This is a genomic window from Bradyrhizobium sp. HKCCYLRH3073 (assembly GCF_051167995.1).
Taxonomy (GTDB): domain Bacteria; phylum Pseudomonadota; class Alphaproteobacteria; order Rhizobiales; family Xanthobacteraceae; genus Bradyrhizobium.
The window spans coordinates 150,461-176,041 of sequence record NZ_JBNPUD010000012.1 but is presented as its reverse complement, the minus strand read 5'-3'; the positions used below and the strand labels follow the sequence as shown (position 1 = coordinate 176,041).

Below are 25,581 nucleotides of genomic sequence, written 5' to 3'. Positions count from 1 at the left end.
GCTGCGCCCGCCCATGCCCTTGGAAGTGAGAACACCGGCCGCCGCGGTCCCATGCGGCCGGTGTCTTGAGCGTTACTTGCCGAGCTTGGCGAGCGCGTCGGTCAGCTCGGGAACCGCCTGGTAGAGATCGGCCACCAAACCGTAATCGGCCACCTGGAAGATCGGCGCGTCCTCGTCCTTGTTGATCGCGACGATCACCTTGGAGTCCTTCATGCCGGCCAGATGCTGAATGGCGCCTGAAATGCCGACCGCGACATAGAGCTCCGGCGCCACCACCTTGCCGGTCTGGCCGACCTGCCAGTCGTTCGGCGCATAGCCGGCATCCACCGCGGCGCGCGAGGCGCCGACGCCGGCGCCGAGCTTGTCGGCGAGCGGCTCGATGTACTTGGCGAAGTTCTCGCGGCTCTGCATCGCGCGGCCGCCGGAGACGATGATCTTGGCCGACGTCAGCTCGGGACGGTCGCTCTTGGCGACCTCCTCGCCGACGAAGCTCGACAGCGCCGGATCACCGGCGGCCGCCACGGTCTCGACCGACGCGCTGCCACCCTCGCTCGCCGCGGCGGCGAAGGTCGAGGTGCGCACGGTGATGACCTTCTTGGCGTCCTTCGACTTCACGGTCTGGATCGCGTTGCCGGCATAGATCGGCCGCTCGAACGTGTCGGGCGCGACGACCTTGATGATCTCCGACACCTGCATCACGTCGAGCAAAGCGGCGATGCGCGGCATCACGTTCTTGAAGCGCGAGGTCGCCGGCGCGACGATCGCGTCGTAGTTCGCGGCGAGCTTGACGACGAGGTCGGCGAGCGGCTCGGCGAGATCATGCGCGTAGGCCGCATCATCGGCGAGCAGCACCTTCTTGACACCTGCGAGCTTGGCGGCGGCTTCGGCCGCAGCCTTGGCGCCCTGGCCCGCGACCAGCACGTCGACATCGGCGCCGAGGGCTGTCGCCGCCGTCAGCGCCTTGTTGGTCGCGTCCTTGATGGATGCATTGTCGTGTTCGGCAATCAGCAGCGTGGCCATCAGAGCACCCCCGCCTCGGTCTTGAGTTTGTTGACGAGCTCGGCGACGTCCTTGACCTTGACGCCGGCCTTGCGGCCCGCCGGCTCGGTGGTCTTGAGCACTTCGAGCCGCGGCGTGAGATCGACGCCGGTGTCGGCGGCGGTCTTCTCGGCGATCGGCTTCTTCTTCGCCTTCATGATGTTCGGCAGCGACGCGTAGCGCGGCTCGTTGAGGCGAAGGTCGGTGGTGACGATCGCCGGCCCCTTGAGCTTCACGGTCTGCAGGCCGCCGTCGACCTCGCGGGTGACCTTGAAATCGGAGCCCTCGACCTCGAGCTTGGAGGCGAAGGTCGCCTGCGCCCAGCCCAGCAGCGCGGCCAGCATCTGGCCGGTCTGGTTGGAATCGTCGTCGATCGCCTGCTTGCCGAGGATGATCAGACCCGGCTGCTCGTCCTGCGCCACGGCTTTGAGGATCTTCGCGACCGCCAGCGGTTCCACGTTGCCTTCGGCCTTGACCAGGATGCCGCGGTCGGCGCCCATCGCGAGCGCGGTGCGGATCGTCTCGGACGCCTGCGCGGGCCCGATCGAGACCACCACCACCTCGGTCGCCTTGCCGGCTTCCTTCAGCCGCAGCGCTTCCTCGACGGCGATCTCGTCGAACGGATTCATCGACATCTTGACGTTGGCGAGCTCAACGCCCGATCCGTCGCTCTTGACGCGGACCTTGACGTTGTAATCGACCACCCGCTTGACCGGCACCAGAACCTTCATCGATCCTCTTTCGCTCTAAATTGTCCGGGGTTGACCTTTCGGGCGCGGAACCTAAAGCCCCCGTACCCCCCGGTCAACGCGCGAGGGGCGAAAAAACGCAGGCCCGCACGCCCCCGCGTTAACGGTTTTGCGGGTTAACGGTTTTGCCCCGGCACCCACAACACGTCGCCGGCACCGTTCCGGTTCGCGGCCCGACTGGCCACGAACAGGAAATCCGACAACCGGTTCATATAACGAATGGCGGCCTCGCTGACGGGCTCGTCCGGCTTGCCGGCGAGTTCCGTCATGATCCGTTCCGCCCTGCGGCAAATGGTACGCGCCACATGCAGATGCGCCGCCGCCGCGGTCCCTCCGGGCAGCACGAACGACGTCAGCGGCGAGAGCCGCTCGTTCAGCGTATCGATGTCGCGCTCCAGACGGTCGACCTGGCTCGCGACGACGCGCAGCCGCTCCGCCTTGCCCTCGCGCTGCGGCACGGCGAGATCGGCGCCGAGGTCGAACAGATCGTTCTGGATCAGGCCGAGCATCGCATCGATCTCGGGCGCATCGGCCAGATGCAGCCGGGCCACGCCGATCGCAGCGTTGGTCTCGTCCACGGTTCCATAGGCGGAGACGCGCAGATCGTACTTGGGACGCCGCTCGCCATTGCCGAGCGCGGTCGTGCCGTCGTCACCGGTCCGTGTGTAGATGCGATTCAGGACCACCATGCTGCGTTCTCAACGTCCGTTTCTCGACGCCCCGGTCTCAGCGCCCCATCGCCCAGATCGCCGCCATGGCAATGACGATCGCGACGAACTGCAGGATCACCCGCCAGCGCATCAGCTTCTGCGACAGGTTCGGCGAGCCGCCGCGCGTCATGTTGACGAGGCCGAGAAACAGCACCAGGGCGACCGCGCCGACGGCGATGGGAAGGATGAATTTACCGAGGAGTGAAGCCATCGGTGCTAGATAACACCGCAAACGCAAGAGCGCCATGGCGGATCCGCGCAGCCGGCGCTGCAACTTCTGGCTTTTGGACCCGTAATATCGGATTGTACAAATCACGTTCTTTCGCGGAGTGCAGGGACAGGTGAAGGCGCTTCGCTACATCTTCCACGTCGTCATGGACGCGTTCTACACCTTCCTCGCCGACGACGGCTGGGCGATCGCCAGCCATATCGCGCTGTCGACCCTGATGGCGCTGTTTCCGTTCCTGATCGTCCTGACCTCGCTCGCCGGCTTTCTCGGCTCCAAGGACCTGGCCGACCAGGCCGCCACCTTGATGCTCGAGACCTGGCCGGCGCAGGTGGCGGATGCGCTGACCGGCGAGATCCACGACGTGCTGACCACGACCCGGACCGATGCGCTGACCATCGGCGCCGTGCTCGCGGTCTACTTCGCCTCGAACGGCGTCGAGGCGCTGCGGGTCGCGCTCAACCGCGCCTACGGCGTGATCGAGCAGCGCCGCTGGTACTGGCTGCGGCTGGAATCGATCGGCTATACCCTGGTCGCCGCGTTCACGGCGCTGGCAATGTCGTTCCTGATCGTGCTCGGCCCGCTGATGCTGGCCACCGCCCGGCGCTACCTGCCGCTGGCGGTGGAAGCCAACGAGCGCTTCGTCAACCTGACGCGCTACGGCATCACCATCAGCGCGCTGGTCGTCGCGCTGTTCATCCTGCACGCCTGGCTGCCGGCGGGGCGGCGCAGCTTCATGCAGATCCTGCCCGGCATCGTCTTCACCTTCATCGCCTCGCTGGTGTCGGGCATCGTGTTCGGCCAGTACCTGGCGCGCTTCGCCAACAACTACGTCACGATGTATGCGGGGCTCGCATCGGTGATCATCGCACTGGTGTTCCTGTATTTCATCGCCGCGATCTTCGTGTATGGCGGCGAATTGAACGCTTCGATCATCAAGTCGCGGCTGCCGCGCGGCGTGTCGCTCCAAGAAGCGCAGTCGCTAGAGCCCGCGGCGAAACGGGCTTGAGCAGGAACGCGTCCGCGCCGGCAGCACGCGAGGCCGCCTCGTCCTCGCCGCGTCCGGACACGCCGATGATCGGGATAGTCCCGTGGGGCGCGTCCAGCTTGCGAATGCGAGCAATCGCCTCGACGCCGTTGATGCCGGGCAGCACCATGTCCATCAGCACCGCATCGTAATTGCCGGCCGCGATCCGCTCCGGTGCGGCCTCGCCGCGGCCGATGAACTCCGCCTGGTGGCCGAGCTCGTTGAGGATCGTGTTGAGCACCACGCGGCCGAACGGATTGTCCTCGACGCCGAGGATGCGCAAGGGCCGCGTCGGCCCCAGGGTGACGCCATCTTCCGAGCCGCCCGCCGTGGTGTGCGGCGCGGCCGCCACGGTCAGCGCCACGGTCAGCGTGAAGGTCGTGCCGCCGCCTTCATGCGGCGCCACCGCGACGTCGCCGCCCATGGCGCGCGCGATTTGCCGAACCGAGGACAGGCCGAGGCCGGCGCCCCCGAAGCGCGAGGCGATCGAGACATTGGCCTGGCTGAACGGGCGGAACAGCCGCTTGATCTCCTGCAGGGTCAGGCCGATGCCGGAATCGGAAACACGGAAGGCGACCGCGACCTTGCCCTTGGCGGCGCGCCTGATCGGCCTGCCGCGCCCGGCCTTGCCGGCCAGCGCGATGTCCAGCGCCACGCCCCCCTGCTCGGTGAACTTCACCGCATTATCGATCAGATTTTCGAGTGCGGCGCGTAGCCGCACGGGGTCACCGACGACGAGCCCCGGCAAATCGTCGGAGACACGGACCTTGGCCTCCAGCCCCTTGGCGGCGGCGCGGCCGGACAGCGAGTCCCCGGCGGCGCGCGCCAGCACGCGCAGGTCGAACAGATCCTCGCGCAGCAGCGTCCCCGCGGTCTCCTGCTTGGCGGCATCGACGAACAGGGTCGCCAGGCTCGACAGATGCTCCGCGCCGGCCTTGATGGTGTCGACCCAGCGCCGCTCGCGCTCGCCGAGTTCGGATGTGGCGAGCAGGTCGCTGATGGCGAGAATGCCTGTCAGCGGCGTGCGGACCTCGTGGGCGAACACCGCCAAGGCGGCTTCGACGACTCCCGCACCTGGTCCGCCAGGCCCGAACGCCGCCCCTTTCGCCGAGACGGGCTTGGCTGATCCAGGTTTGGCTGATCCGGCCTTGGCCGCGCTGCGCCGGCTCCCCGCCATCGCCGTGACCTGAGGAACGTGCTTCTTGAGCGGTCGCGCCTTGGCGCGCTCCCTGGCCGGCGGCGCCTTCGCGGCGGGCGTCTTCGGCTTCCCTGCTTTGGACGAGACCTTCGACGGCGCCATTCCAGAGGGCGTCTTTCCACCGGCCGGCCTCGACGCCGCGGCGGGCCTGGGCGCAGCCGGCTTGGCCGGTCGGGCCCGGCGCCCCGTACTCATGTTCCGAACGCGCTTCATCATGGCCCCTGTGACATGAACTCCGAAAAACGAAGGGGCACTTCTACTGTCATGTCTCGTCGTGCCGCTTTCGATTGAAGCTCCCGATTACCCGCGCCACCGAGCAGCATGGCACGGTCGTTTCCGGGTGTCACGATGCCCCGGAGGTTGTCCCCGCCGGAAACGTGGGAAGACATCGGGCTTGCGGCAGGACGCGGCTAGACCATGCCGATCCTGTGTCGGATTTCCGCCGGCGAGACGCCTTCCGCGCGCAAGGCGCGCAATCCCGTCGCCTGGGTGGACTTGGACAGCTTGTGGCCCTGTGCGTCGCGAATCAGTTGGTGATGCCGATAGGCCGGCGCCGGCAGGCCGAGCAGGACCTGCAGCAGCCGGTGGACGCTGGTGGCATGAAACAGATCCTGGCCGCGCACCACCTCGGTCACCCCCTGCAGGGCGTCGTCGATCACGACGGAAAGGTGATAGCTGGTCGGTGTCTCCTTGCGCGCCAGAACCACATCCCCCCAGGCCTCCGGCCTTGCTTCGACCCTGCCGCTCTCGCCCGAAGGCCCGGCGCCCTGCTCGTCCCAGGCCAGCCGGCCCACGCGCGCGATCGCCGCGGCCATGTCCAGCCGCAAGGCATAGGGCACGCCACCGGCCATCAGCTCCGCACGTCGCGCTTCGGAAAGCGAGGTCGCCGTCCCCGGATAGAGCGGCGCCCCGTCGGGGTCGCGCGGCCAAGCCCCGTCCGCATCCCGTTGCGCGACCAGCCGCGCGATCTCGGCCCGGCTCTCGAAGCTCGGATAGACCAGCCCCATGCCCCGCAGCCGGTCCAGCGCAGCGCGGTACTCGGCAAGGTGCTCCGATTGTCGCCGCACCGGCTGCTCCCACGCGATGCCGAGCCAGGCGAGGTCCTCATAGATCGCCTGCTCGAACTCCGGCCGGCACCGGGTGGGGTCAATGTCCTCGATGCGCAGCAGCAAGCGGCCGCCGCTCTGCTGCGCGCATCGGACGTTCAACAGCGCCGAATAAGCGTGGCCGAGATGCAGATAGCCATTCGGACTGGGGGCAAATCGGAAAACGGGTGGCATGACATCTTGTCATTGCCGGACTTGAGCTGGCGCGATCCGACAATCATCCTTCAATTACGTTCGATCCGAGATGGATGCGCGGGTCAAGCCCGCGCATGACGACGCAGAAAGCTTTAGACACATGACCCTCCATCTCGACAGCCAGGACATTCTCGAGGACGCGGTCCGCGAGCTGGTGAAGCAGGACAACCGCCTCGCTCCGATCCTCGCCGCCACCGGCATGCCGGCGTTGCGGCGGCGGGAGCCGGGCTTTGCCGGGATCGCGCACATTGTCTGCGGCCAGCAATTGTCGACCGCGAGCGCGGCGGCGATCTGGGGCCGGCTGCAGGCGGCGTTCGATCCGTTCGATGCCGACGCGATCCGCCGCGCCCGTGCCGACCGGCTGGGCCGGCTCGGGCTCTCAGCGGCCAAGATCAAGACGCTGAAGCACATTGCGCGCGAACTCGGCGCCGAGCGCCTCAATCTCGACGTTCTCGCCAATGAGGACGCCGACGCCGCGCATGCGACCCTCACCGCGCTGCCCGGCATCGGGCCGTGGACAGCCGACGTCTACCTGCTGTTCTGCCTTGGCCATGGCGATGCCTGGCCGGCGGGCGACCTCGCCGTGCAGGAGGCCGTCAAGGTCGGGCTCGGCCTTGCGGCGCGGCCGACGGCGAAGCAGATGATGCCGCTTGCAGAAGGCTGGCGGCCGCTGCGCGGCGCGGCCGCGCATCTGTGGTGGAGCTATTACCGCGTGCTCAAGAAACGCGAGGGCGTCATCACGCAGGCGAACTAACAACTTCGGTGAACGCCGTTTCAAACAAAGTTGGGGTTGCAAAACGGTCATCGATGTCGGCCAGGATCGCACCACGACGCACATCATCGCATGGCCGGGGTCTTCATCATGCAATCGTCCGATTTCATCGTCGCACGCAGCGATCTGCAGCAGTGCCAGACGATCGTCACCGAGCTTCCCGGCAGCGACGCGCTTCCGGCCGACGCGCTGCTGGTCAAGGTAGACCGCTTCGCCTTCACCGCCAACAACATCACCTATGCCCTGCTCGGCGAGCAGTTGAAATATTGGCAACTGTTTCCTGCGCCCGGCGGCTTCGGCATCATCCCCGTGTGGGGCTTCGGCGACGTGATCGCCTCTCGCCATCCTGCCGTGGCGGAAGGCGAGCGCCTGTTCGGCTACTTCCCGATAGCGACGCATCTCGTCATCGAGGCCGCCGATGTGAGCAAGCGCGGCCTGCGCGACGCGGCCGCACACCGCCAGGGCGTCGCGCCGGTCTACAACGCCTATGCACGGGTGGGCGACGATCCCGCCTTTGCCGGACGGCACGGCGATCATCAGGCCCTGCTGCGCCCGCTGTTCATGCTGTCGTTCCTGGTCGACGACTTCCTTGCCGAGCAGGTGCATTTCGGCGCCACGACCGTCATCCTGTCCTCGGCCTCGAGCAAGACCGCGTTCGGTCTCGCCCACCTGCTGCATACCCAGCGCAAGGGCATCCGCGTGATCGGGCTGACCTCGCCATCGAATGCAGCCTTCGTCCGCTCGCTCGGCTGCTATGACGAGGTGGTGACCTACGATGCGGTCGACAGGCTCGACGCGGGGACGAGCGCGGCCTTCGTCGACATGGCCGGCAATGCCAGTCTGCGCGCCGCGCTGCATCGACGCTACGGCGACAACCTGGTCTATTCCGGCCGCGTCGGGCTGACGCATCAGGACGTCATCGACGACGCAGACGCGCTTCCCGGTGCCCGGCCCACCTGGTTCTTCGCGCCCGACCAGATCAGGAAGCGCGCCAGGGAATGGGGACCCGGCGGCATCGAAAAGCGGCTCGGCGCGGCGTGGCAGGACTTTTCCCCGCGGCTCGACGGCTGGCTGACGATCGTGGATGGACGCGGTCCCGACGCGGTGCAGCGGATCTATCTCGACACGCTGCAAGGACGCATTCCGCCGGATCAGGGGCACATGCTGACAATGACGGCATGAGGCGCTTTCCGCCGGGTGCCGGTCGCGTGTAGCCTTGCGGCAGCTCAGATCAGGCGAATTCCCGGAGGCTGCTTCATGTCCATCACTCTCGGCTCCGGCGAGCACAGCTATCGCGTCGTCAAGGGCTGGGCCAAGCTGCCCGACGGCTGGGCGCTGACCGACGTCGCCTCGGTTGCCGTCGACAGCAAGGACCGCGTCTACGCCTTCAATCGCGGCGCCCATCCGATGATCGTGTTCGACCGCGACGGCAATTTCATCAGGAGTTTTGGCGAGGGGCTGTTCAGCCGCGCCCACGGCCTGTCGATCGACGCCGACGACAATCTCTACTGCACCGACGATGGTGATCACACCGTGCGCAAATGTACGCCCGAGGGCAAGGTGCTGCTGACCATCGGCCTGCCGGAGCGTCCGACGCCCTTCATGAGCGGCGAACCATTCAACCGCTGCACCCACACCGCGCTGTCGCCATCCGGCGAGATCTACGTCTCCGACGGCTACGGCAATGCGCGGGTCCACAAATACACACCCGACGGCCGGCTAATCCGCAGTTGGGGCGAGCCCGGCTCCGATTCCGGCCAGTTCAACATCGTTCACAACATTGCGACCGATGCCGACGGCTTCGTCTATGTCGCGGACCGCGAGAACCACCGCATCCAGATATTCGACGGCGACGGCCGCTACGAGACGCAGTGGAACAATCTGCATCGGCCCTGCGCGCTGTGCGCCTGCGGCGCCGGCCGCAAGACCTTCATCATCGGCGAGCTCGGTCCGGGCATGCCGGTCAACCTCAACGTTCCCAATCTCGGCCCCCGGCTCACGATCACGGACGCCGGCGGCAAGCGACTGGCGCGGCTCGGCGGCGAGCATGGCCCGGGGCTGGAAACCGGCCGTTTCCTGGCGCCGCATGGCCTCGCAATCGACAGCCGCGGCGACATCTATGTCGGCGAGGTCGGCGTCACCAATTGGAGCACGAGCTTTCCGGACCGGCCGATGCCGGACGAGGTCAGGATCCATCGCTGTCTGCAGAAGCTGGAGCGCGTCCCTGGCTGACCTTGGCCACCAGCGGATGCTGGCCCCGGCCGAGGACATGCAACTGATTTGCAGTGCAGCGGCTGAGCGCTCTGCCACGGTTCTGACGCGCTTTGACCGCAGCTCGAAAGGCGGGAGAAGCCAGGTCAAACCATGTGTCAAGCCATTCTTGGGGCTTCACAATCCCGTCACGCTGCATGTAGTATGTCAGGGCATGCTGCTTCGCAGCCGTTATGGAGGCCAGGAGCGTTACTTGAACGCACATGTCTCGCAAGGCGGTTGGCCGGTGTTGGTGCTGAACGCGGACTTCCGGCCGCTGAGTTATTACCCGCTGTCTCTCTGGTCGTGGCAGGACGCGATCAAGGCGGTGTTCCTCGATCGCGTCAATATCGTCGAGTACTACGACCGCGCGATCCGAAGTCCATCCTTCGAGATCCAGCTGCCCAGCGTGGTTTCGCTGAAATCCTTCGTGAAGCCGTCGACGCATCCGGCCTTCACCCGCTTCAACGTCTTCCTCCGCGACCGTTTCGCCTGCCAGTACTGCCACTCCGGCGACGACCTGACCTTCGATCACGTCATTCCCCGCAGCAAGGGCGGCCAGACCACCTGGGAGAACGTCGTCGCCGCCTGCTCGCCCTGCAATCTGCGCAAGGGCAATCTGACGCCGCAGCAGGCCAAGATGTTCCCCAAGCAGGCGCCCTATGCGCCGACCGTCCACCAGCTCCATCGCAACGGCCGGCTGTTCCCGCCGAACTACCTGCATGATAGCTGGCTCGACTATCTCTATTGGGACACCGAGCTCGATCCGTAGCAGATCGGCACGTCGTCGGAGCTGGTGCGGACGTCGCCCTGGGCGCGGCGACGCTTTGGCTGTTGCCCGCGCATGCCCCGCCGCCCGATCCGCTGGCCGAATGGCGCGGCCGTCCGGCGGTATAATGGACTGGATTAACCCCGCCTTAGGCCCCTGTTCAGCATGATCGCGCGTTGCCGCGTGGGCCCCATCATGGCTGCCCGCTTCCGTCATTGTTCGAGCAGGCTGTCCGTTCCGCGCATGCAGACCGCAATCCCCGAGTGCAAGGCGGCGGCGCTCGCGAAAGCCCAGGCGGCGAGCTCGCTGCAGAACATTTCCCTGACCCTGTTTGCCAACGTGGCGATCGCAACCTCGCTGGCGCTGCTGCTGTATCTCAGGGAGGGCGGCACCCTCATCTTCGGGTGGCTGGGCGCCGCCATCGTTTTCGCCGCATTCCGCGCCGGATGGGTATCGTACCTGAAGGCATCCGGACGGATCGAGCGTGATGCCCAGCGCGTGCTGCGCAATCTCACCATCATGGCTTTCGCCAGCGGCGTGCTGTGGGCGATCGTCCCGATCGCGCTGCCGGCCTTCTCCCGCGCGCACAACGTCAACGACGTCGTCTTCATCATGGCCGGCACCACCACCGGCGCCATCATCCAGAGTCTCGCTTATTCGCCGATGGCGATCGCCTTCGGCGCGCCACTGATGGGCGCGACCGTGCTGCGGATGCTGATCTCGGGCAGCGACGTCGACTACGTCGTCGCGGCCGACGTCGCGTTCCTGACCTTCATGCTGTTCCGCGCCTCGCGGCTCGGCGAGCGCAACTTCATCGCGAGCCAGAATACCGCCATCGAGGCGACGGTGCTCGCGGAGTCGGTGGCCGAGGCCAATCACGCCCTGGAGCGTCTGGTTCGCACGGACTCGCTCACCGGGCTCGCCAATCGCAGTCACTTCCGCAGCGTGGCCGCGGCGGCGTGCCGGTCCGGACGCGGGGTCGCATTCCTCCTGATCGACGTCGACAACTTCAAGACCATCAACGACGCGCGCGGCCACGATGCCGGCGACCGTGTCATTCAGGCCATCGCCGCGCTGCTGCAATCCGCCTGCCGCGGTGAGGATCTGCCGGTCCGCCTGGGCGGCGACGAGTTCGTCGTCGTCATGCAGGGCGACGATGTGGCGAGCCGATCCGTCGCACTCGCCGAATGGCTGATGGCCGCCCTCGCGCAGCCGCTCGCGATCGCGGGCCAGTTGCTGCCCGTCAGCTGCTCGATCGGCATCGCGACGCATGCGGAAGGCCCGATCGATCTGGAAGAGCTCTCCGCCCGCGCCGACGTCGCGCTCTACCGCGCCAAGGACGACGGCCGCGCCTGCATGCGCGTGTTCGACGCCAAGATGCAGTCCGAGCTGACGCTGCAGCGCCGGCTCGACGCCGAGCTGCCGGCGGCGCTGGCCCGCCGCGAGCTCCACGTCGAATTCCAGCCTCAGGTGGCGATGGCGACCCAGGAGGTCATCGGCTTCGAGGCGCTGCTGCGCTGGAAGCATCCGAGCGCCGGATTGATCCCGCCGCCGGACATCGTGTCCGCGGCGATCCGGTTGCGCCTGTCCGGCCAGCTCACGGAGTTCGTGGGCGAGCGCGTCTGCGCGTTCCTGCGCGCGCTCGACCGCAAGAAGGCGCACGGCATCCGGGTGTCGATCAACGTCTCGCCGCGCGAATTCCCGCTTCACTCGCCGGCGCAGACCCTGAAGACCGTCTCCGAGCGCTACGGCGTCGATCCGCACCGGATCGAGATCGAGGTGACCGAAGAGGCGATGTTCGATCCCAGGCGCTGCGCCGACGAATTGAAGCTGATCGACCAATATGGCTTCGGTCTTGCGATCGACGATTTCGGCGTCGGCCATTCCTCGATCGCCAACCTGATGGCGGTCGAGATCGACACCATCAAGATCGACCGCTCCTTCATCCACGGCATCGCCGCCAACCGACGGGATCAGCAGCTCGTCGCCGCCATCACCGCGGTGGCGCTGCCGCTCGGCCACCGCATGATCGCCGAGGGCGTCGAGAGCGAGGCGGATGCCGAGTGCCTTCGCATGCTCGGCTGTTCCTACGGACAGGGCTGGCTGTACGGCAAGCCGATGAAGGAGGACGACGCGATCGCGTGGCTCGTCCAGCATCGCAGCGGTGCTGCTGCCGCAGGCGAGCCCTTGCCGCGCAGCGCGTAGGCGCGGCGCGGTCACGGAAGGACCAGCATCTGCGCAAGGCCCGGACCGAAGGCGCCGGCCCACGCGGCGGCAATCACGACGATGAGTCCAGGAACGAGGCGCAGGGCGAAGGACGACCCGCCGCTGGTCCACGCCACCACGATCTTGCTGATCGTGTTCGCCGACAGCGCCGCCAGCACCGGCGCCACGGCATCGGCGGCGCCGATCTTGCCCGACGCGGCAAGCGTGGCCGCAGCCACCGCCGGCGCATGGGTGTCGACCAAGCCGGCGACGGCGGCGCTCGCCACCAGGCCGGCTTCGCCGAACGCCTCGCGCAACGCGGCCGAGAGCACCAGCACCGCCGAGATCGTCAGCGCCAGCAGCAGCGCGCCCGGCAGGCTGAAGGCGCGCCCCGTCGGCAGGTCGGCGGCGCCGCTCTGGCGCAGCCCGACGATCGTGAATATCCCACCGTAGATCGCCGCCGCCGCGCCGGCACAGAGCAGCGGAACCAGCAGCGCGTGCAATGCCGGCAGGCTGGTGACGGCCAGCACCGCGGCGAGCTGGGCGATGGTCGCCACCGTCGACAATGCCGCGCCCGCGGCGGCGGCACCGCCAAGTTCCGGAGCCTTGCGCGCCCGCGCGCCCATCGCGCCGATCGTGGCGGTGCTGGAGACGAAGCCCGAGGCGAAGCCGGACACCGCGAGCCCGCCGCGGGCGCCGAGCAGACGCATCGAGATATGCCCGGCGGCGCCGATGGCCATCATCAGCACCACGAGCGTCCAGATGCCGCGCAGGTTGAGCGCCCCGAACGGACCGATCGGCTGATCCGGAAGCAGGGGCAGCACGACCAGCGTCGCCGCGGCAAAGATCAGGCCGTCCTTGAGCTCGCTCTCGCTGAGCACCGAACGGACGAAATCGTGCAGCATCGGCCGCGCCGCGAGCAGCACCGCCAGCACGACGGCGACGCCGGCCGCCAGGGCCGGACGCTCGGTGGCTAGGCCGCCGAGCAGGACGGTCAGGATCAGCGCCGCCTCCGAGGTCAGTCCCGGATCGTCGCTGCGCGAGCGCCAGTAGGCGATCGCCGTCAGGACCATGATTCCGGCGGTGACGACGGCCAGCAGCAGCTTGCCGCCGATCAGCATGCCGATCGCGCCGGCCAGCGACGCCACGGCAAAGGTCCGCAACCCCGCGGACGAGCGACCGGGTCCCTCGCCCTTGCGCCGCTCGCGCTCGAGACCGATCAGCAATCCGATGCCGAGTGCGACGACGATCGCGATGATCTCGGGACTGAGGCTCATGACATCCGGCATCGCCATCGTCCTGAATCACACCTGTTCACGGCGCGACGAATGCGCTGACGATCATCAGCAGACATGTGATGAGACCGAGTGCGGGAATCCATAGCGGCACCCTGACATGGGGAGCATCCGACCCGATGCGCCGGATGCGAATCCGGAGCAGGCACAGATTGACGATGGCAAAGATCGTCAGCGTCGCGAGCGAGGTGCCTTCCGCCAGCCGCTCCAGCGGGAAGGCCAGCGCCAGGATCGCGACCGCCAGCATGACGAGGCCGGTTGCGATCAGCGGCGTTCCGGTGCGGGGATCGACCCGACCGGCGATGCGCGGCAGGTCGCCCTGCCCCGCCATGCCGTAGACGACGCGGGCCGTCATCGTCATCTGGGCGAGAATGGTGTTGAGCGTGGACACGATCGCGATCGCATTGAAGGTGGCCGGACTGATGCCGGCGACGGCATTGAACACCAGGCTGAGCGGCGCCGGCGAGGCCGACAGCACGCCCGGCGGCACGGCGGTCACCGCGATCGCGGCAATCAGCACATAGAGCGCGGAGGTGATCAGCAGCGTCAGCGCCATCGCCCACGGAATGTTGCGCTGCGGGCGCTTGGCCTCTTCCACGACGTTGGCGAGGTCCTCGAAGCCGACGAAGGCGAAGAACGCCAGCAGGCCGGCGAAGGTAATGCCGGAGAGAACGCCGAGCTCGAGCGGCGGCGGGATCAGCAAGGCCGGGCCGAACGCGACGCCGGAGTGGACGGCCGAGACGATGATCCACAGCAGCCCGCCGGTCTCGATCAGGGTCAGCAGTCCGGCGAGCATCACCGATTCGAGAATGCCCCAGGACGCGACCATGCCGAGCGCGACCACGATCGCCATCGCGATCAACGGCGTCGGCAGGTCGATGAGCTGCCGGATGTAGCCGGCACCGCCGAGCGTCACCGCCGCCGCCGCAATGATGCCGGTGGCGAGTCGCAGCGTGCCGACCGCCGTCGACAACAGCCGCGACTTGAAGGCCCCGCGGACATAGGCGGCCTCGCCGGCGCTCACGGGATAGCGGGTTGCAAGCTCGGCATAGGAGGCGGCGGTGAATGTCATCACGAATGCCGCCAGCGCAAACGCCCAGGAGGAATGGATGCCGGCATGGCCGGCGACCGCGCCGATCAGGACGTAGATGCCGGCTCCGACGGTCACGCCCGTGCCGTAGAGCACGAGCAACGGCAGTCCGAGCCGACGCCGCAAGCCGGACGCAGGCACGATTGGATCTTGCGGCACCACGAATTCCATTCCTGATCACGACGAACAACAGAGTTGTAGGGGCTTAAGGGAGCAGGCGCGAGCCCTGTTGATCTCGGTCAACCGGGACCTGCGCAAGATCCGCTCGGCTGCGGCATTCGACCGCCTGTCAGCGCAACGCGGGTCGCCGACGCACCGGCGCCCAGTCGCGTTCGTGCTACATGCGTCTGCCGAGACACGCGTCTGCGCTCTCGCGGCGCAATCCGCCCGAGCCGTGCTGATAGAACTCCCTCTCTGCAATCGAGAGGGTGCAGGGAAGACCGAGCCTCGGCTGAGGCCCGTGGCCCCCGTGCGGAGAAAATGCACGGGGCAGGAACCACAGGTACAGCCGGATCGACCCGGCCTTCCCCGCGCGATGGTTTTCACGGCTGCTCCGCGCTCTCCCCGGGGACCGGCTTGTTTGCCCCCGTCATCCGCACGACACGTCATGTCGCAGCAGACTTGACGCCAGCGTCGGGGCGCCAGGACCACACGGCTTGACCGTCCGTCACGGCGTCAGTCGTCTGCGCGCGAACGCGCCCGACATCGCAACGGCCACCACTCCCCACCCCAGCGTATCGTGACGACGCGTACGCCCCTCTGCATGAGGCGGGATGGCGATAGATGACCACAAATTCCGAAAACAAGAAACAAGAATCTTTTTCGTCGAGGCTCTGGACAATGTCGGCCGATTGCGCGCGAAACATTGACTGATTTGGCCGGCGGGCAGCCCCGCACGACCTGAATACGCCTGAGCGACTCCATCACACGCGCGTTCGCCGCCTTCCACCGCGAGCCGCAGCGGCTTAGGATGCCACAACATCGCATCATTCCGGAACAGGCACTGTGCCCGAATTCGAGCCGCTCTACACGACAACCAGCGCCGAGAGCATCGGACGCTTCGTGGCCAATCACTACGTGCTATCAGAGCCGCTCGCGTGCCGAATGGTGAATCGCGGTTTCAACGACGTCTATCTTGTCACGACCGCGAGCGGCGACCGCTACGTCTTTCGGCTGTCGCATCACCGCGCCCGAGGCGCGGCCGATGTCCGCACCGAAACCGACTTTCTCGCGCATCTGGCGCGCTGCGGCGTGCCCGTAGCCGCGGCCGTTCCGGCGCGCGACGGCAACCTGTTCGTGCGCGGCGAGGCGGCGGAAGGCCGACGGGAAGGCGTGCTGTTTCCCGCAATCGATGGACGAATGCCGGACGTCGCCTCGCAATCCGATGCTCACGCCAACGGCGTCACGCTTGCGAGAGTCCACGATGCGGCGATGTCTTATCAGCCGGAAGCGCCGCTCTACCGGCTGGACCTCGACCATCTGTTGCACCGGCCGCTCGCGCGCGTTGAGAATCTCTGTCGCACCATCGGATCCGACGACGGCGGCTTTCTTCAGGAGGTCTGTGCGCGAACAGCCGCCGGAATCGAGGCGATGCAAGGCCTGGCGTGGACGCATTGTCACGGCGACTGCCATGGCTTCAATGCGCGTATCGGCGCCGCTGGCGAGGCCGTCTTCTTCGATTTCGACGATAGCGGCCGCGGCTATCTGGCCTATGACCTGGCTGTGTTCCTGTGGGCCAAGCTGTCGTTCGGTCGGCGCTTTCACGCGGCGTGGCATGCTTTCGTCGACGGCTATCGATCGGTCCGCCCGATCTCGGCGGCGGATTTCGAGGCCGCGCATGCCTTCGTGATCGTCAGGCACATCTGGCTGATGGGCGAACAGGCCAGCCGCTCGCGCGAGTGGGGCAGCGAGCCGGTCCGCTGGATCACGCAGCAGCGTGAATTCCTTGAAGGCTGGGAGGCGCAGCAGCTGGGGGCACGCCTTATATGAGCTTGACCGACGGCAGCATGGGAGACTTTGAACCATGACTGATACGATCGTTCGGGTACGCCGGCTCGGCATCATCGGCTGCGTGGCGGACATGTCGCTCAGGTCGCAGCGCTTCCGTCGCATGGGGTGCTCCCGGTAATCGATCCGCCACCGTCCTTCGACAAGGTCATCGTCGACGCATCGATTTCCTGACGTTGTTCTGATCGCTGCGGCGGTTGCCGTGTCGCGTCCGCCACAGCCAGCAGATCAACTCATCAGACGCATTGTCAAACCACGAACGATGTGATTAGTACGCCACCGGCGTCGAGCATTCCGCTCCGCCGATTGGAGAAAGACGATGACTGCGATCATCCGTTGCTCCGCCAGGAGCCGCCGGGCCTGATCCTCGCGTGAGGCGAGGTGTGGCGCGGCCTGCGTGCGCCTTCGCGCGCGCTGATCATCCCTGACCATATCTCCCTGTCTGTCTCCAAGGTACTCCCATGGGCATTTCCCATCGCGTGGACGGCCGTGCGCCGATTCACGGTTACTACTCGTCCAGCTCCTGGATCGAGGGCGCCGCCGTGCGCCAGCTCGAAACGGTGGCTGCCATCTCCGGCGTGCGTGCCGTCGCCGGCATGCCGGACCTGCATCCCGGCAAGTTCGGCCCGGTCGGCTGCGCCATTCTCGCCGACCATATCCACCCGGCCTTCGTCGGCTCCGACGCGGGCTGCGGCATGGCGCTGTTCGCGCTCGACCTCGCGTCGCGCCGCATCCGCGTCGACAAGGCGGCCGACCGGCTGCGCGACGTCGCCACACCCTATGACGGCGACATCGCAAGCGAGCTCGCGAGATGTGAGCTGGCACCGTCCGACTTCGATGCCTCGCTCGGCACGATCGGCGGCGGCAATCATTTCTGCGAGCTGCAGGCGGTCGAGGAGGTGTTCGATCCCTCCTGCGGCATCGATCGCGACCGCGCGCATCTGCTGGTGCATTCGGGCTCGCGCGGCCTCGGCCACGCGCTGCTCGAACGGCACGTCGCGGACGGGCTGAAGCCGCTCGCCCCCGACAGCGAAGCCGGTCAGGCCTATCTGGCCGCGCATGACCACGCGCTGCGCTGGGCGTCGTTGAACCGCCAGGTGATCGCTCGCCGGGCGGCAGCGGCCTTGCGCTGTGAGGCCGATCCGGTCTGCGCGTGCTCGCACAATTGTATCGAGCACCGCGCAGACGGCGTGCTGCACCGGAAAGGCGCGGCGCCGTCCGACCAGGGGCTCGTCGTCGTGCCGGGCTCGCGCGGCGCGCTGTCCTATCTGGTCGCGCCGCTCGCGTCAGCGCCAAACGAGGCGTTGTGGTCGATCGCCCATGGCGCCGGTCGCAAGTTCGACCGGTCATCGATGATCGGCCGTGTCGGCGCCACGCGATCGGATCGCGAGCGTCTCGCGCGCAATCCGTTCGGCGGCCGCGTGATCTGCGAGGACCGCGCGCTGCTCGCCGAGGAGGCACCGGAGGCCTACAAGCCGATCGCCGGCGTGATCGCCGATCTCGAAGCATTCGGGCTCGCGCGCGTCGTCGCCAGCTTCCGCCCGCTGGTGACGGTGAAGAAGATCGCCGTCGAGCGGCCGCGCAAGGAGGACCGTCGATGAGACGGCTGCTCCTCACGGCGGGGCGCGGTCCCGCCGAATGCCGGCTCGCGGTGGCGCATGCGCTTCAGCGGCTCGCCAACGAGGCCGAGGCGGCGGATTGCGCATGCGCGATCGCGCGAGAGCAGACCGACCGGCATGGGCCGGCCAGCGCGATCGTCGTGCTGGACGGGTCGACGGCGTCTGACCTCGCGCGGCGCTGGACGCAGGGCTCGCTGCTCTGGGTGTGCCGCAGTCCGCTGCGGCCGCATCACGGCCGCAAGAACTGGTTCGTCGGCATCGTCGATCTGCCCCTGTCGGAACGGATGGCGGCGTTGGCGGCCACCGACGTCCGGTTCGAAAGCTTTCGTGCCGGCGGGCCCGGCGGCCAGCACCAGAACAAGACCGAGAGCGCGGTGCGCGCGGTTCACGTGCCGACGGGGCTGGTCGCGATCGCGCGCGACGGCCGCTCGCAGCATCGCAACAAGGCGCTGGCGCTCGCGCGTCTCGCCGCACTGCTGGACGGCCGCGCGCGCCTGGCGGACGCCGGCGTGGCGCGCCTCATCCACGCGGCGCATGACAGCGTCGAACGTGGCGCAGCCGGGCTGCGCTTCGAGGGACCAGCGTTCAGGCCGGCGGGATGATCACCGGACAGCCGGGGGCGTGAGAGCCCCCGACTGCACCTTCGACAGGCAGGGATGCACAGTCATCTCTCCGCCAGACGACCGCCATGCGCGCCGCTCCGCATATTGGCGGATGACATCGCGCCGCCGAACGGCTAAGCGGACCGCCCCCCGGACGGAAACGAGACGAGCATGGCGGCAGCGGCCCATTGTGGCATCGACTTCGGCACTTCGAACACCACCGTCGGCCTCAGCGATCATGCCTCAGCCCAGCTCATCCCCCTGGAGGGCGAGCAGCGGACCTTGCCGAGCGCGATGTTCTTCGATTTCGAGGATCACGGCATCCAGTTCGGGCGCAACGCGATCGAGCGCTATCTGACCGGCCACGACGGCCGCTTCATGCGCGCGCTGAAGAGCATCCTCGGCACCGCGCTGATTCACGAGAAGACCTATATCCGGCAGAAGGCGGTGCCGTTTGCCGGCATCCTCGGCTTCTTCTTCGCGCATCTGAAGACGCAGATCGAGAAGAGGCTCGGCAGGGAGATCAACCAGGTCGTGCTCGGCCGTCCCGTCCGCTTCGTCGACAAGGATGATGCGGCCGACGCGGAAGCGCAGAGCGCGCTGGAGGGAATCGCGCGCGACCAGGGCTTCAAGCACATCGCGTTCCAATATGAGCCGATCGCCGCCGCGCTCGACTACGAGCAGCAGGTCGCGCACGAAGAGCTGGTGCTGATCGTCGACATCGGCGGCGGCACCTCGGATTTCTCGATCGTGCGCGTCTCGCCTGAGCGGCGCAGCAAGGCGCATCGCGAGGACGACATCCTCGCCAATGGCGGCATCCATATCGGCGGCACCGATTTCGACCGGCTGCTCAGTCTGAAGAGCGTGATGCCGCATCTCGGCTATGGCAGCCTGACCGCCGACGGCAAGCGCAATTTGCCGACGCTGTACTACCACGAGCTCGCCACTTGGCACCGCATCAACCAGCTCTACAAGAGAGGCGTGATCGGCGAGCTGCGCCAGATCCGCTACGAGGCCGAGCGGCGCGATCTGGTCGACCGCTTCATCAAGGTGGTGGAGGAGCATCGCGGCCATACGCTCGCGATCGGCGTCGAGCAGGCCAAGATCGCGCTGACAGCGGCGAAGTCGCTGACCTCGGTGCTGTCGGAGAAGGACGACTGGGCGCGCATCAAGTTCACGCGCAAGGATTTCGACCGCGCCATCGCCGATTCCGTCGAGCGCGTCGTCGGCACGGTGACGAAGCTGCTCGACGATGCCGGCGTCGAGGCCGCTGCCATCAACACCATCTTCCTCACCGGCGGCTCGAGCATGGTGCCGGCGCTGCGTCAGGCCATCCTGGCGCTGTTTCCGGCGGCGCGCATCGCCGAGACCGACCTGCTCGGCAGCGTCGGCATCGGGCTCGCGCTCGACGCGCGGCGCAAGTTCGGCTGACGCCAATTTCAGGAATGGCTCATTCGGGGGAGACCGTCGCGGCCGCCCGCGCCGGCTTCTTCGGTGCGTTCTGAAGCTGGGCGCGCGGCGCCGCCGATGTCGGGACGACGGCACGGACAGCGGCGGGTTTCGCGCGAACCGGACGGGCATCAGCCGCGCCGGTCCGCCCGGGATCGCCGCTGCGGATGATGCCCCAGGGTCCCGAATCCGTCCGAGGCGGCAGCGAATAGCCTGGCACGGTGCGACTCGTCCGCCGGGTCCGAGTCTGTTCTGCGCGCACCGGCGGTGCCGGGGCCTCGCCGACCGCGGGAGCAGCGACTGCGAGGGGCGCGGCGTCAATCGCAATGACCTCGGCCTTGGTGACGGCGGCGGGGGCCGGATCGAGGTCCACGGCAGGCCCGACCGGCGCCGGCGAGCCTGCGTCCGGAACGGCGTCCACGATCTGCCTTTCAGGTTGGACCGCAGCAGAAGGAGTGTCGGCCGGATCCGGCTCGTACAGGACCACGCCGGCCGTCTCGTCGGCCAGCCCGTGAAAAACATGGCTCGGCAGCAGAAACCCCGCCGCCGTCACGGCGACGGCCAGGCTTCGGCCAAGCGCGAGCTTCGTGGATGGGGGAATGGACATCGCGCCACCCGTCCGCCAAGCCAGGTCGACGCCGGCCACCGCAATGAACGCCGCAAGGCCGAGGCTGCCGCCGACCAGGGGCAGAACCGTCGAAGCCTGGACCAGAACCACGGTGAGCGTCAGCGCGGCCACGATCGGCTGCAACCGGCCTGACAGCCGCTGCGGCGAAGACATCCCGAGAAAACATCCGGCATAATAGGCATCGACGAGACAGCGTTCGTCGGACCAGAGCCCTCGCATGACCGCCATTCCGGCAAACGCCAGCGTGGCCGAGACGAAGGTGCGGGCTGCCCGCCCCGACTCTGCGACGTGCGGAAGCCGTTGCATGACCATGGTCAGGAACGTCCCGGCGAGACAGGCCGCAAGGATCGCGAGCGAGCCACCGAGCTCCTGGTCGAATTGATTCAGATGCCCCAGACGGAGCGATCCGCCTTGTCCGGCGAGCCACGGCCCGAGCGTGACGAACAGCAGCGATCCGATCGCAGCCAACACGCCGAGCCGACCACCATAGCCCTGCAACAGCACGACGCGCCGCCGGGTTTCGATCGCAGTGAAGATGCAGAACAGCAGGCCGCAGGATATCGACAGCAGATAGAGCGATGCCTCCTGTGGCAATCCGGTACGAGCGACGCTTTCGCTGAGCTGTCCGATCGGAGTCATGCCGCTGAAGCTGCCGCCATAGACCGAGGACGAAAACGTGGTCGCGGCGAGGTTGTCCGGAGACGCGACGACCAGGCCTGCGCACAGCACGACCGTCACCGCCGCCGAGGCGAGCGCGGGCGACAGGCCCAGCGCGTTCAGATGCAGCGTGGCAAGACAACCGAGAAAGGCGCCGGCGAAGGCCACGACAAGCGCAACAGGGAGATCAGAACGCCGCGGCTGAGGACGCGGCTGGAACAGGACCGGCAGGCCCGTCCGGTATGGCGCACCATCAAAGGCCTGCTGCATCTGCGAACCGCCCCCAAATGTGGATCGGCTCGGCCCTCACCTCCTCCTGACGCCGAACGACAGCCGCGATGCGGGCGAAAGATCCCACGTCGTTTGCGTCCTGACGTACGAGCAGAAGACAAGAGCCGGACGGGCCTGCATCATCCGCTAAGCACCGCTGTGTGCACGATGCAGTGAAAACATGGCAAAACGCGTGCGGAGGTATGGCCGAGTCGGGTTATGGCCGCAAAAATGCTCGCGGCCCGTCAGGGGCCCGCCAACGTCGACGGATCAGGCCGCCACTCCGGCACGGGCTGCTGCACCTCATGGCGGGCCATGATGTGCTGTCGGGTCGTCGCGTGCGGCACCACCCGTGTCTGTTGGCGCTTCAGCCGCGCAGCCAGGACGCCCGCCGGCCGACCATCGCGACCGATCCGCCGGGACGGCTCTGCAGACGCGGGCGACGCGGACTCCTGGGCCGGCTCACTCGAGGGCCGCAGGGCGAGCGGATTGGCGCCCTCCGGATTCAGGATCTGAAGCGGCAGATCCGGCGCTGTGTCAGCGGCCGAGGCCGGCTCGCCGAACGCCGCGCCATCGCGCCGATCCTCGTCGTGTAAGGGCATCGTGGTCCGCGCCGGCGCGGCGGCTTTGTCCGCGTTCACGAACGGACCGTTGGGCTCCGCCACCGGCGGCTGAAACATCAGCTCGCTGGCGAGCAGCACCGCGAAAATGGCGAGTGTGGCGACGACTCCCCGCGTCCAGGCGAGGACGGTCTGCCACGGCGATTCCCCTGCCTCGACGAACAGACGAACCGCAGCATCCACGAAGATGACCGAGACGAAGGCGATGTATCCGAGGCTGCCGCCGACGCTCGGCAGGATGGGACCGGTGAGGATCAACAGGCCCGTCAGCAGCACCGCCGCAGCCATCGCCTGCGGCAGGCTGCGCAGCCGCCGCGACGACGACATGCCGACGAAGCAACCGGCAGAATAGGCGTCGAGATCAGGGGCCCCGCTGGGCAGAAGCTGCAGCGCCACGAGGCCGGCAAAGGCCACCGACGCCGCAACGAAGATGCGTACCGCGCGGCGCGACCCTGCCACGGGCGCCCAGCGCAAGGCGGCCATCGTCGCCAGCATGCCGACCGCGCACAACGCGAAGGTGAGCGCGGTGCTGCCGAGCCCCTGCTCCAGCACGCCGCGGCGCGCGATCGGAAACAGCTCGCCCTCGGTGCCGAGCAGCGGCGCGAGACCGACGAACAGGAACGAAGCGACCGCCGCCAGCGCGCCCAGTCGTCCGCCATAGCCGCGCGCGAGCCCGCCACGCAGCCACATGTCGAGCGCACAGCCCAGACAGAACGCCAGTCCACAGAACAGCGAGAGCAGCACGAAGGCGGCGTCGAGCGGCAGGCCGGCGCGAATGACGCTTGCGTTCAACAGCGCCACCGGAGTCATGCCGACGAAGCTGCCGCCATAGGCCGACGAGAAGAACGTGCTCGGCACCAGATCCGCGGTCCGTGTCAGGATCAGCGAGGCGCACAGCAGCAAAGCCGCCGCGGCCGAGGCAATCAGCGGCGACAGCCCGGTTGCACTCAGATGCAGGGTCATCAGACAGCCGAGGAACGCGGCGATGAACGACGCCAGCGGCGGGCAGCCGAGCTGGAACAGCTCCGAGCCGTAGAACGGAACGGCACGGCCGAGCTGCCGATCGCGCCATGTGCGTGGATCGAAGCTCTGCTCCGCCTGCAGACGACGTAACTGACGATCCGCCGCTTTGCGCTTCATGTCCACGACACCCCGAATCGCGCCCGCCCAAGATCTGCGTGATGATCTCGCGGCAGACGAATGGTTGACGTTCGGGCGCAACCCTGAGCCCGAGCCGGCACAGTTTCCTGCGACGGTTGTACGCACGCTGCAGTCGCGCAGGTTGCGTGTGCCCGAATTCATGCACTGCAATGCAACGTTGTGGAAGTATCGGGCTCCAGCACGGGCGTGAAAGTTCCTGGCAACCTTAATGGCGACGCCCGATGCGCATTATCAGTGACATGCGGGTCGGGCGGCGGAGCAACCCCGGCTTGCGGACGAGCTTGGTAAACGACAACATGGCGTCATGCTCTCGCCCACGTTGCAGACCGCCCGTCTGATCCTGTGGCCGCTGTCGCTCGCCGATGCGCCGGCGATCCAGCGTGGGTTCGACAACTGGAACGTCATCCGCAACCTCGCAGCCGTCGTTCCGTGGCCCTATCCTCCCGACGGCGCCGAGACCTTCGTGAGGCTGCAGCTCGACAGGATCGCGGCCGGCGAGGAGCTGTATCAATGGGTGCTGGCGCTGCGCGACGGTGACGGCGAGGCCATCGGCAACATTCACTTCCGGCCGCGCATGGAATCGACGAAGGGCCATCGCGGCTTCTGGCTCGCCGAGCCCTATTGGAATCGCGGGCTGATGAGCGAGGCGGTCGCCGCCGTGAACGACTTCGCCTTCGGTCCGCTCGGCCTCGATCAGTTCACCGTCTGCAACGTCGCGAGCAACATCGCGTCACGGCGGGTCAAGCAGAAGACGGGCGCCGAGTTCGTCGACTTCATCGAGGTCGCGCACCACAATGGCGAGACCCGCTCCGAGCAATGGATCGTGCGGCGCGAGACGTGGCTGCAACGCCAAGAAAAGCAACGCGCTCCCGCCTGAGATCGTCGGCGCTACGCGCTCGCCGTCACGTCAAGCACCGCCTGCGCAAACGCCTGCGGCGCCTCCTGCGGCAGGTTGTGGCCGATGCCGCCAGTGATCAGCCGGTGTTCGTAGCGGCCGGTGAACTTCCTGGCATAGGCTTCTGGCGCCGGATGCGGCGCGCCGTTGGCATCGCCCTCCATCGTGATGGTGGGGACGCTGATGTCAGGAAAGGTCGCGAGCTTCGCCTCCAGCGCATCGTATTTCGCCTCGCCCTGCGCGAGGCCGAGCCGCCAGCGATAATTGTGCACGACGATGTCGACGTGATCGGGATTATCGAAGGCGGCGGCGCTGCGCGCGAACGTGGCGTCGTCGAACGTCCATTTCGGCGAGGCCGTCTGCCAGATCAGCCTGGCGAAGTCGCGCCGGTTCTTGTCGTAGCCCTCGCGGCCGCGCTCGGTCGCGAAGTAGAACTGATACCACCATTGCAGCTCGGCGGCCGGCGGCAGCGGCATGCGGCCGGCCTGCTGGCTGCCGATCAGATAGCCGCTGACCGAGACCATCGCCTTGCACCGCTCCGGCCACAGCGCCGCGATGATGTTGGCGGTGCGCGCTCCCCAGTCGTAGCCGGCGAGGGTTGCGATCCTGATCGCAAGCGCGTCCATCAGCGCGACGATGTCGGCGGCGACGGCGACCGGCTGGCCGCTGCGCAACGCGGACGGCGACAGCAGCCGCGTCGTGCCGTAGCCGCGCAGATGCGGAATGATGACGCGATGGCCGAACGCGGCCAGCGCCGGCGCGACGTCGGCGAAGCTGTGGATGTCGTACGGCCAGCCGTGCAGCAGGATGATTACGGGCCCATCGGCTGGACCTGTATCGACATAGCCGATGCTGACCTCGCCGGCCGTGACCTGCTTGATCGGTCCGAGCGACGTCCCCGCCCCCGGGCGGATCTCCGGCAGCTTCGACGCCGACTTGAAGCCCTGCGCCTGCCCAGCGCTGGAGCCGAGTTGAAGGGCCGCAACGGCGGTTCCGGCAAGGGTGAGGAAGCAGCGGCGGCTGGGGCGAAGAACGGTCGGCAT

22 protein-coding genes are annotated in these 25,581 nt (G+C 67.5%); 11 read left to right on the top strand and 11 right to left on the bottom strand.

The genetic code is table 11. The features are described from left to right. Window positions 1–72: 72 nt before the first annotated feature. From ACQR1X_RS25570 to ACQR1X_RS25555, 4 genes are all read right to left on the bottom strand, one after another. On the bottom strand, window positions 73–1,020 hold the full coding sequence (locus ACQR1X_RS25570) for an electron transfer flavoprotein subunit alpha/FixB family protein (protein ID WP_434899850.1): 948 nt from the start codon (window positions 1,018–1,020) through the stop codon (window positions 73–75). Continuing rightward, a complete protein-coding gene (locus ACQR1X_RS25565; protein ID WP_315718150.1) occupies window positions 1,020–1,769 on the bottom strand; it encodes an electron transfer flavoprotein subunit beta/FixA family protein in 750 nt (249 codons plus the stop codon). The genes ACQR1X_RS25570 and ACQR1X_RS25565 overlap by 1 nt, the downstream gene beginning before the upstream one ends. A gap of 134 nt (window positions 1,770–1,903) precedes the next feature. Then, window positions 1,904–2,476, bottom strand: a complete 573-nt coding sequence (locus tag ACQR1X_RS25560) for a cob(I)yrinic acid a,c-diamide adenosyltransferase (RefSeq protein WP_315812425.1) — start codon at window positions 2,474–2,476, stop codon at window positions 1,904–1,906. Between the two features lie 37 nt (window positions 2,477–2,513). Continuing rightward, window positions 2,514–2,708 (bottom strand): twin transmembrane helix small protein, encoded by a 195-nt coding sequence (locus ACQR1X_RS25555; RefSeq protein WP_008964842.1) that lies wholly within the window; start codon window positions 2,706–2,708, stop codon window positions 2,514–2,516. Window positions 2,709–2,838: 130 nt separating this feature from the next. On the opposite strand from ACQR1X_RS25555, the gene ACQR1X_RS25550 reads away from it, so the two are divergent. Beyond that, window positions 2,839–3,732, top strand: a complete 894-nt coding sequence (locus tag ACQR1X_RS25550; RefSeq protein WP_315718152.1) for a YihY/virulence factor BrkB family protein — start codon at window positions 2,839–2,841, stop codon at window positions 3,730–3,732. Here ACQR1X_RS25550 and ACQR1X_RS25545 read toward each other — a convergent pair. Further along, window positions 3,659–4,801 carry an ATP-binding protein gene (locus ACQR1X_RS25545; protein WP_434899870.1) on the bottom strand — a complete coding sequence of 381 codons (1,143 nt, stop codon included), beginning with the start codon at window positions 4,799–4,801 and terminating at the stop codon, window positions 3,659–3,661. The genes ACQR1X_RS25550 and ACQR1X_RS25545 overlap by 74 nt on opposite strands. A 557-nt stretch (window positions 4,802–5,358) precedes the next feature. Next, window positions 5,359–6,228 carry a tRNA glutamyl-Q(34) synthetase GluQRS gene (gluQRS, locus tag ACQR1X_RS25540; protein WP_434899849.1) on the bottom strand — a complete coding sequence of 290 codons (870 nt, stop codon included), beginning with the start codon at window positions 6,226–6,228 and terminating at the stop codon, window positions 5,359–5,361. A 121-nt stretch (window positions 6,229–6,349) separates the two neighbouring features. Between gluQRS and ACQR1X_RS25535 the strand changes: the two genes are divergently transcribed. The 5 genes from ACQR1X_RS25535 (at window position 6,350) to ACQR1X_RS25515 (ending at window position 12,245) form a co-directional block, all read left to right on the top strand. After that, a complete protein-coding gene (locus ACQR1X_RS25535) occupies window positions 6,350–7,003 on the top strand; it encodes a DNA-3-methyladenine glycosylase family protein (RefSeq protein ID WP_434895758.1) in 654 nt (217 codons plus the stop codon). Window positions 7,004–7,111: 108 nt separating this feature from the next. Beyond that, a complete protein-coding gene (locus ACQR1X_RS25530) occupies window positions 7,112–8,203 on the top strand; it encodes a DUF2855 family protein (protein WP_434899848.1) in 1,092 nt (363 codons plus the stop codon). A gap of 75 nt (window positions 8,204–8,278) precedes the next feature. Then, window positions 8,279–9,253, top strand: a complete 975-nt coding sequence (locus ACQR1X_RS25525) for a peptidyl-alpha-hydroxyglycine alpha-amidating lyase family protein (RefSeq protein WP_434899847.1) — start codon at window positions 8,279–8,281, stop codon at window positions 9,251–9,253. Window positions 9,254–9,485: 232 nt separating this feature from the next. Beyond that, window positions 9,486–10,043, top strand: coding sequence for an HNH endonuclease (locus ACQR1X_RS25520; protein ID WP_042340571.1), 558 nt, complete (start codon window positions 9,486–9,488; stop codon window positions 10,041–10,043). A gap of 240 nt (window positions 10,044–10,283) precedes the next feature. Then, window positions 10,284–12,245 (top strand): putative bifunctional diguanylate cyclase/phosphodiesterase, encoded by a 1,962-nt coding sequence (locus ACQR1X_RS25515; protein ID WP_434893130.1) that lies wholly within the window; start codon window positions 10,284–10,286, stop codon window positions 12,243–12,245. Between the two features lie 11 nt (window positions 12,246–12,256). On the opposite strand, the gene ACQR1X_RS25510 is transcribed toward ACQR1X_RS25515, so the two are convergent. Together ACQR1X_RS25510 and ACQR1X_RS25505 are read right to left on the bottom strand one after the other, a co-directional pair. Then, window positions 12,257–13,534, bottom strand: a complete 1,278-nt coding sequence (locus tag ACQR1X_RS25510) for an MgtC/SapB family protein (protein ID WP_434893131.1) — start codon at window positions 13,532–13,534, stop codon at window positions 12,257–12,259. A 25-nt stretch (window positions 13,535–13,559) separates the two neighbouring features. Further along, the gene (locus ACQR1X_RS25505; protein WP_434890807.1) at window positions 13,560–14,789 is read right to left on the bottom strand and encodes an APC family permease; all 1,230 of its coding nucleotides are present in this window, start codon (window positions 14,787–14,789) and stop codon (window positions 13,560–13,562) included. 846 nt (window positions 14,790–15,635) lie between these two features. Here ACQR1X_RS25505 and ACQR1X_RS25500 point away from each other — a divergent pair. The 4 genes from ACQR1X_RS25500 to ACQR1X_RS25485 all read left to right on the top strand — a co-directional run bounded on the left by ACQR1X_RS25500 (window position 15,636) and on the right by ACQR1X_RS25485 (window position 20,289). Continuing rightward, window positions 15,636–16,619 carry a phosphotransferase enzyme family protein gene (locus ACQR1X_RS25500; RefSeq protein WP_434893132.1) on the top strand — a complete coding sequence of 328 codons (984 nt, stop codon included), beginning with the start codon at window positions 15,636–15,638 and terminating at the stop codon, window positions 16,617–16,619. A 479-nt stretch (window positions 16,620–17,098) separates the two neighbouring features. Further along, a complete protein-coding gene (locus ACQR1X_RS25495; protein WP_315805669.1) occupies window positions 17,099–18,238 on the top strand; it encodes an RNA ligase RtcB family protein in 1,140 nt (379 codons plus the stop codon). Next, window positions 18,235–18,858 (top strand): peptide chain release factor H, encoded by a 624-nt coding sequence (gene prfH, locus ACQR1X_RS25490; protein ID WP_434893133.1) that lies wholly within the window; start codon window positions 18,235–18,237, stop codon window positions 18,856–18,858. Before ACQR1X_RS25495 ends, prfH begins: the two co-directional genes overlap by 4 nt. A 171-nt stretch (window positions 18,859–19,029) precedes the next feature. Then, window positions 19,030–20,289, top strand: coding sequence for an Hsp70 family protein (locus ACQR1X_RS25485; RefSeq protein ID WP_316217996.1), 1,260 nt, complete (start codon window positions 19,030–19,032; stop codon window positions 20,287–20,289). A gap of 19 nt (window positions 20,290–20,308) precedes the next feature. On the opposite strand, the gene ACQR1X_RS25480 is transcribed toward ACQR1X_RS25485, so the two are convergent. Next, window positions 20,309–21,862 carry a hypothetical protein gene (locus ACQR1X_RS25480; protein ID WP_434893134.1) on the bottom strand — a complete coding sequence of 518 codons (1,554 nt, stop codon included), beginning with the start codon at window positions 21,860–21,862 and terminating at the stop codon, window positions 20,309–20,311. A gap of 245 nt (window positions 21,863–22,107) precedes the next feature. Further along, window positions 22,108–23,622, bottom strand: coding sequence for a hypothetical protein (locus ACQR1X_RS25475; protein ID WP_434893135.1), 1,515 nt, complete (start codon window positions 23,620–23,622; stop codon window positions 22,108–22,110). Between the two features lie 325 nt (window positions 23,623–23,947). Between ACQR1X_RS25475 and ACQR1X_RS25470 the strand changes: the two genes are divergently transcribed. Beyond that, window positions 23,948–24,520, top strand: coding sequence for a GNAT family N-acetyltransferase (locus ACQR1X_RS25470; RefSeq protein WP_434887562.1), 573 nt, complete (start codon window positions 23,948–23,950; stop codon window positions 24,518–24,520). Between the two features lie 11 nt (window positions 24,521–24,531). Here ACQR1X_RS25470 and ACQR1X_RS25465 read toward each other — a convergent pair whose 3' ends face one another. Beyond that, a complete protein-coding gene (locus ACQR1X_RS25465; RefSeq protein ID WP_434899846.1) occupies window positions 24,532–25,581 on the bottom strand; it encodes an alpha/beta fold hydrolase in 1,050 nt (349 codons plus the stop codon).

What these genes read in the sequence shown, in the direction of transcription:
- ACQR1X_RS25510 (WP_434893131.1), bottom strand. Translation starts at nt 13,534, where the DNA reads ATGCCGGATGTCATGAGCCTCAGTCCCGAGATCATCGCGATCGTCGTC.
- ACQR1X_RS25480 (WP_434893134.1), bottom strand. Translation starts at nt 21,862, where the DNA reads ATGCAGCAGGCCTTTGATGGTGCGCCATACCGGACGGGCCTGCCGGTC.
- ACQR1X_RS25555 (WP_008964842.1), bottom strand. Translation starts at nt 2,708, where the DNA reads ATGGCTTCACTCCTCGGTAAATTCATCCTTCCCATCGCCGTCGGCGCG.
- ACQR1X_RS25565 (WP_315718150.1), bottom strand. Translation starts at nt 1,769, where the DNA reads ATGAAGGTTCTGGTGCCGGTCAAGCGGGTGGTCGATTACAACGTCAAG.
- ACQR1X_RS25535 (WP_434895758.1), top strand. Translation starts at nt 6,350, where the DNA reads ATGACCCTCCATCTCGACAGCCAGGACATTCTCGAGGACGCGGTCCGC.
- ACQR1X_RS25495 (WP_315805669.1), top strand. Translation starts at nt 17,099, where the DNA reads ATGGGCATTTCCCATCGCGTGGACGGCCGTGCGCCGATTCACGGTTAC.
- ACQR1X_RS25515 (WP_434893130.1), top strand. Translation starts at nt 10,284, where the DNA reads ATGCAGACCGCAATCCCCGAGTGCAAGGCGGCGGCGCTCGCGAAAGCC.
- ACQR1X_RS25475 (WP_434893135.1), bottom strand. Translation starts at nt 23,622, where the DNA reads ATGAAGCGCAAAGCGGCGGATCGTCAGTTACGTCGTCTGCAGGCGGAG.
- ACQR1X_RS25530 (WP_434899848.1), top strand. Translation starts at nt 7,112, where the DNA reads ATGCAATCGTCCGATTTCATCGTCGCACGCAGCGATCTGCAGCAGTGC.
- ACQR1X_RS25560 (WP_315812425.1), bottom strand. Translation starts at nt 2,476, where the DNA reads ATGGTGGTCCTGAATCGCATCTACACACGGACCGGTGACGACGGCACG.
- ACQR1X_RS25465 (WP_434899846.1), bottom strand. Translation starts at nt 25,581, where the DNA reads ATGCCGACCGTTCTTCGCCCCAGCCGCCGCTGCTTCCTCACCCTTGCC.
- gluQRS (WP_434899849.1), bottom strand. Translation starts at nt 6,228, where the DNA reads ATGCCACCCGTTTTCCGATTTGCCCCCAGTCCGAATGGCTATCTGCAT.
- ACQR1X_RS25470 (WP_434887562.1), top strand. Translation starts at nt 23,948, where the DNA reads ATGCTCTCGCCCACGTTGCAGACCGCCCGTCTGATCCTGTGGCCGCTG.
- ACQR1X_RS25525 (WP_434899847.1), top strand. Translation starts at nt 8,279, where the DNA reads ATGTCCATCACTCTCGGCTCCGGCGAGCACAGCTATCGCGTCGTCAAG.
- ACQR1X_RS25485 (WP_316217996.1), top strand. Translation starts at nt 19,030, where the DNA reads ATGGCGGCAGCGGCCCATTGTGGCATCGACTTCGGCACTTCGAACACC.
- prfH (WP_434893133.1), top strand. Translation starts at nt 18,235, where the DNA reads ATGAGACGGCTGCTCCTCACGGCGGGGCGCGGTCCCGCCGAATGCCGG.
- ACQR1X_RS25570 (WP_434899850.1), bottom strand. Translation starts at nt 1,020, where the DNA reads ATGGCCACGCTGCTGATTGCCGAACACGACAATGCATCCATCAAGGAC.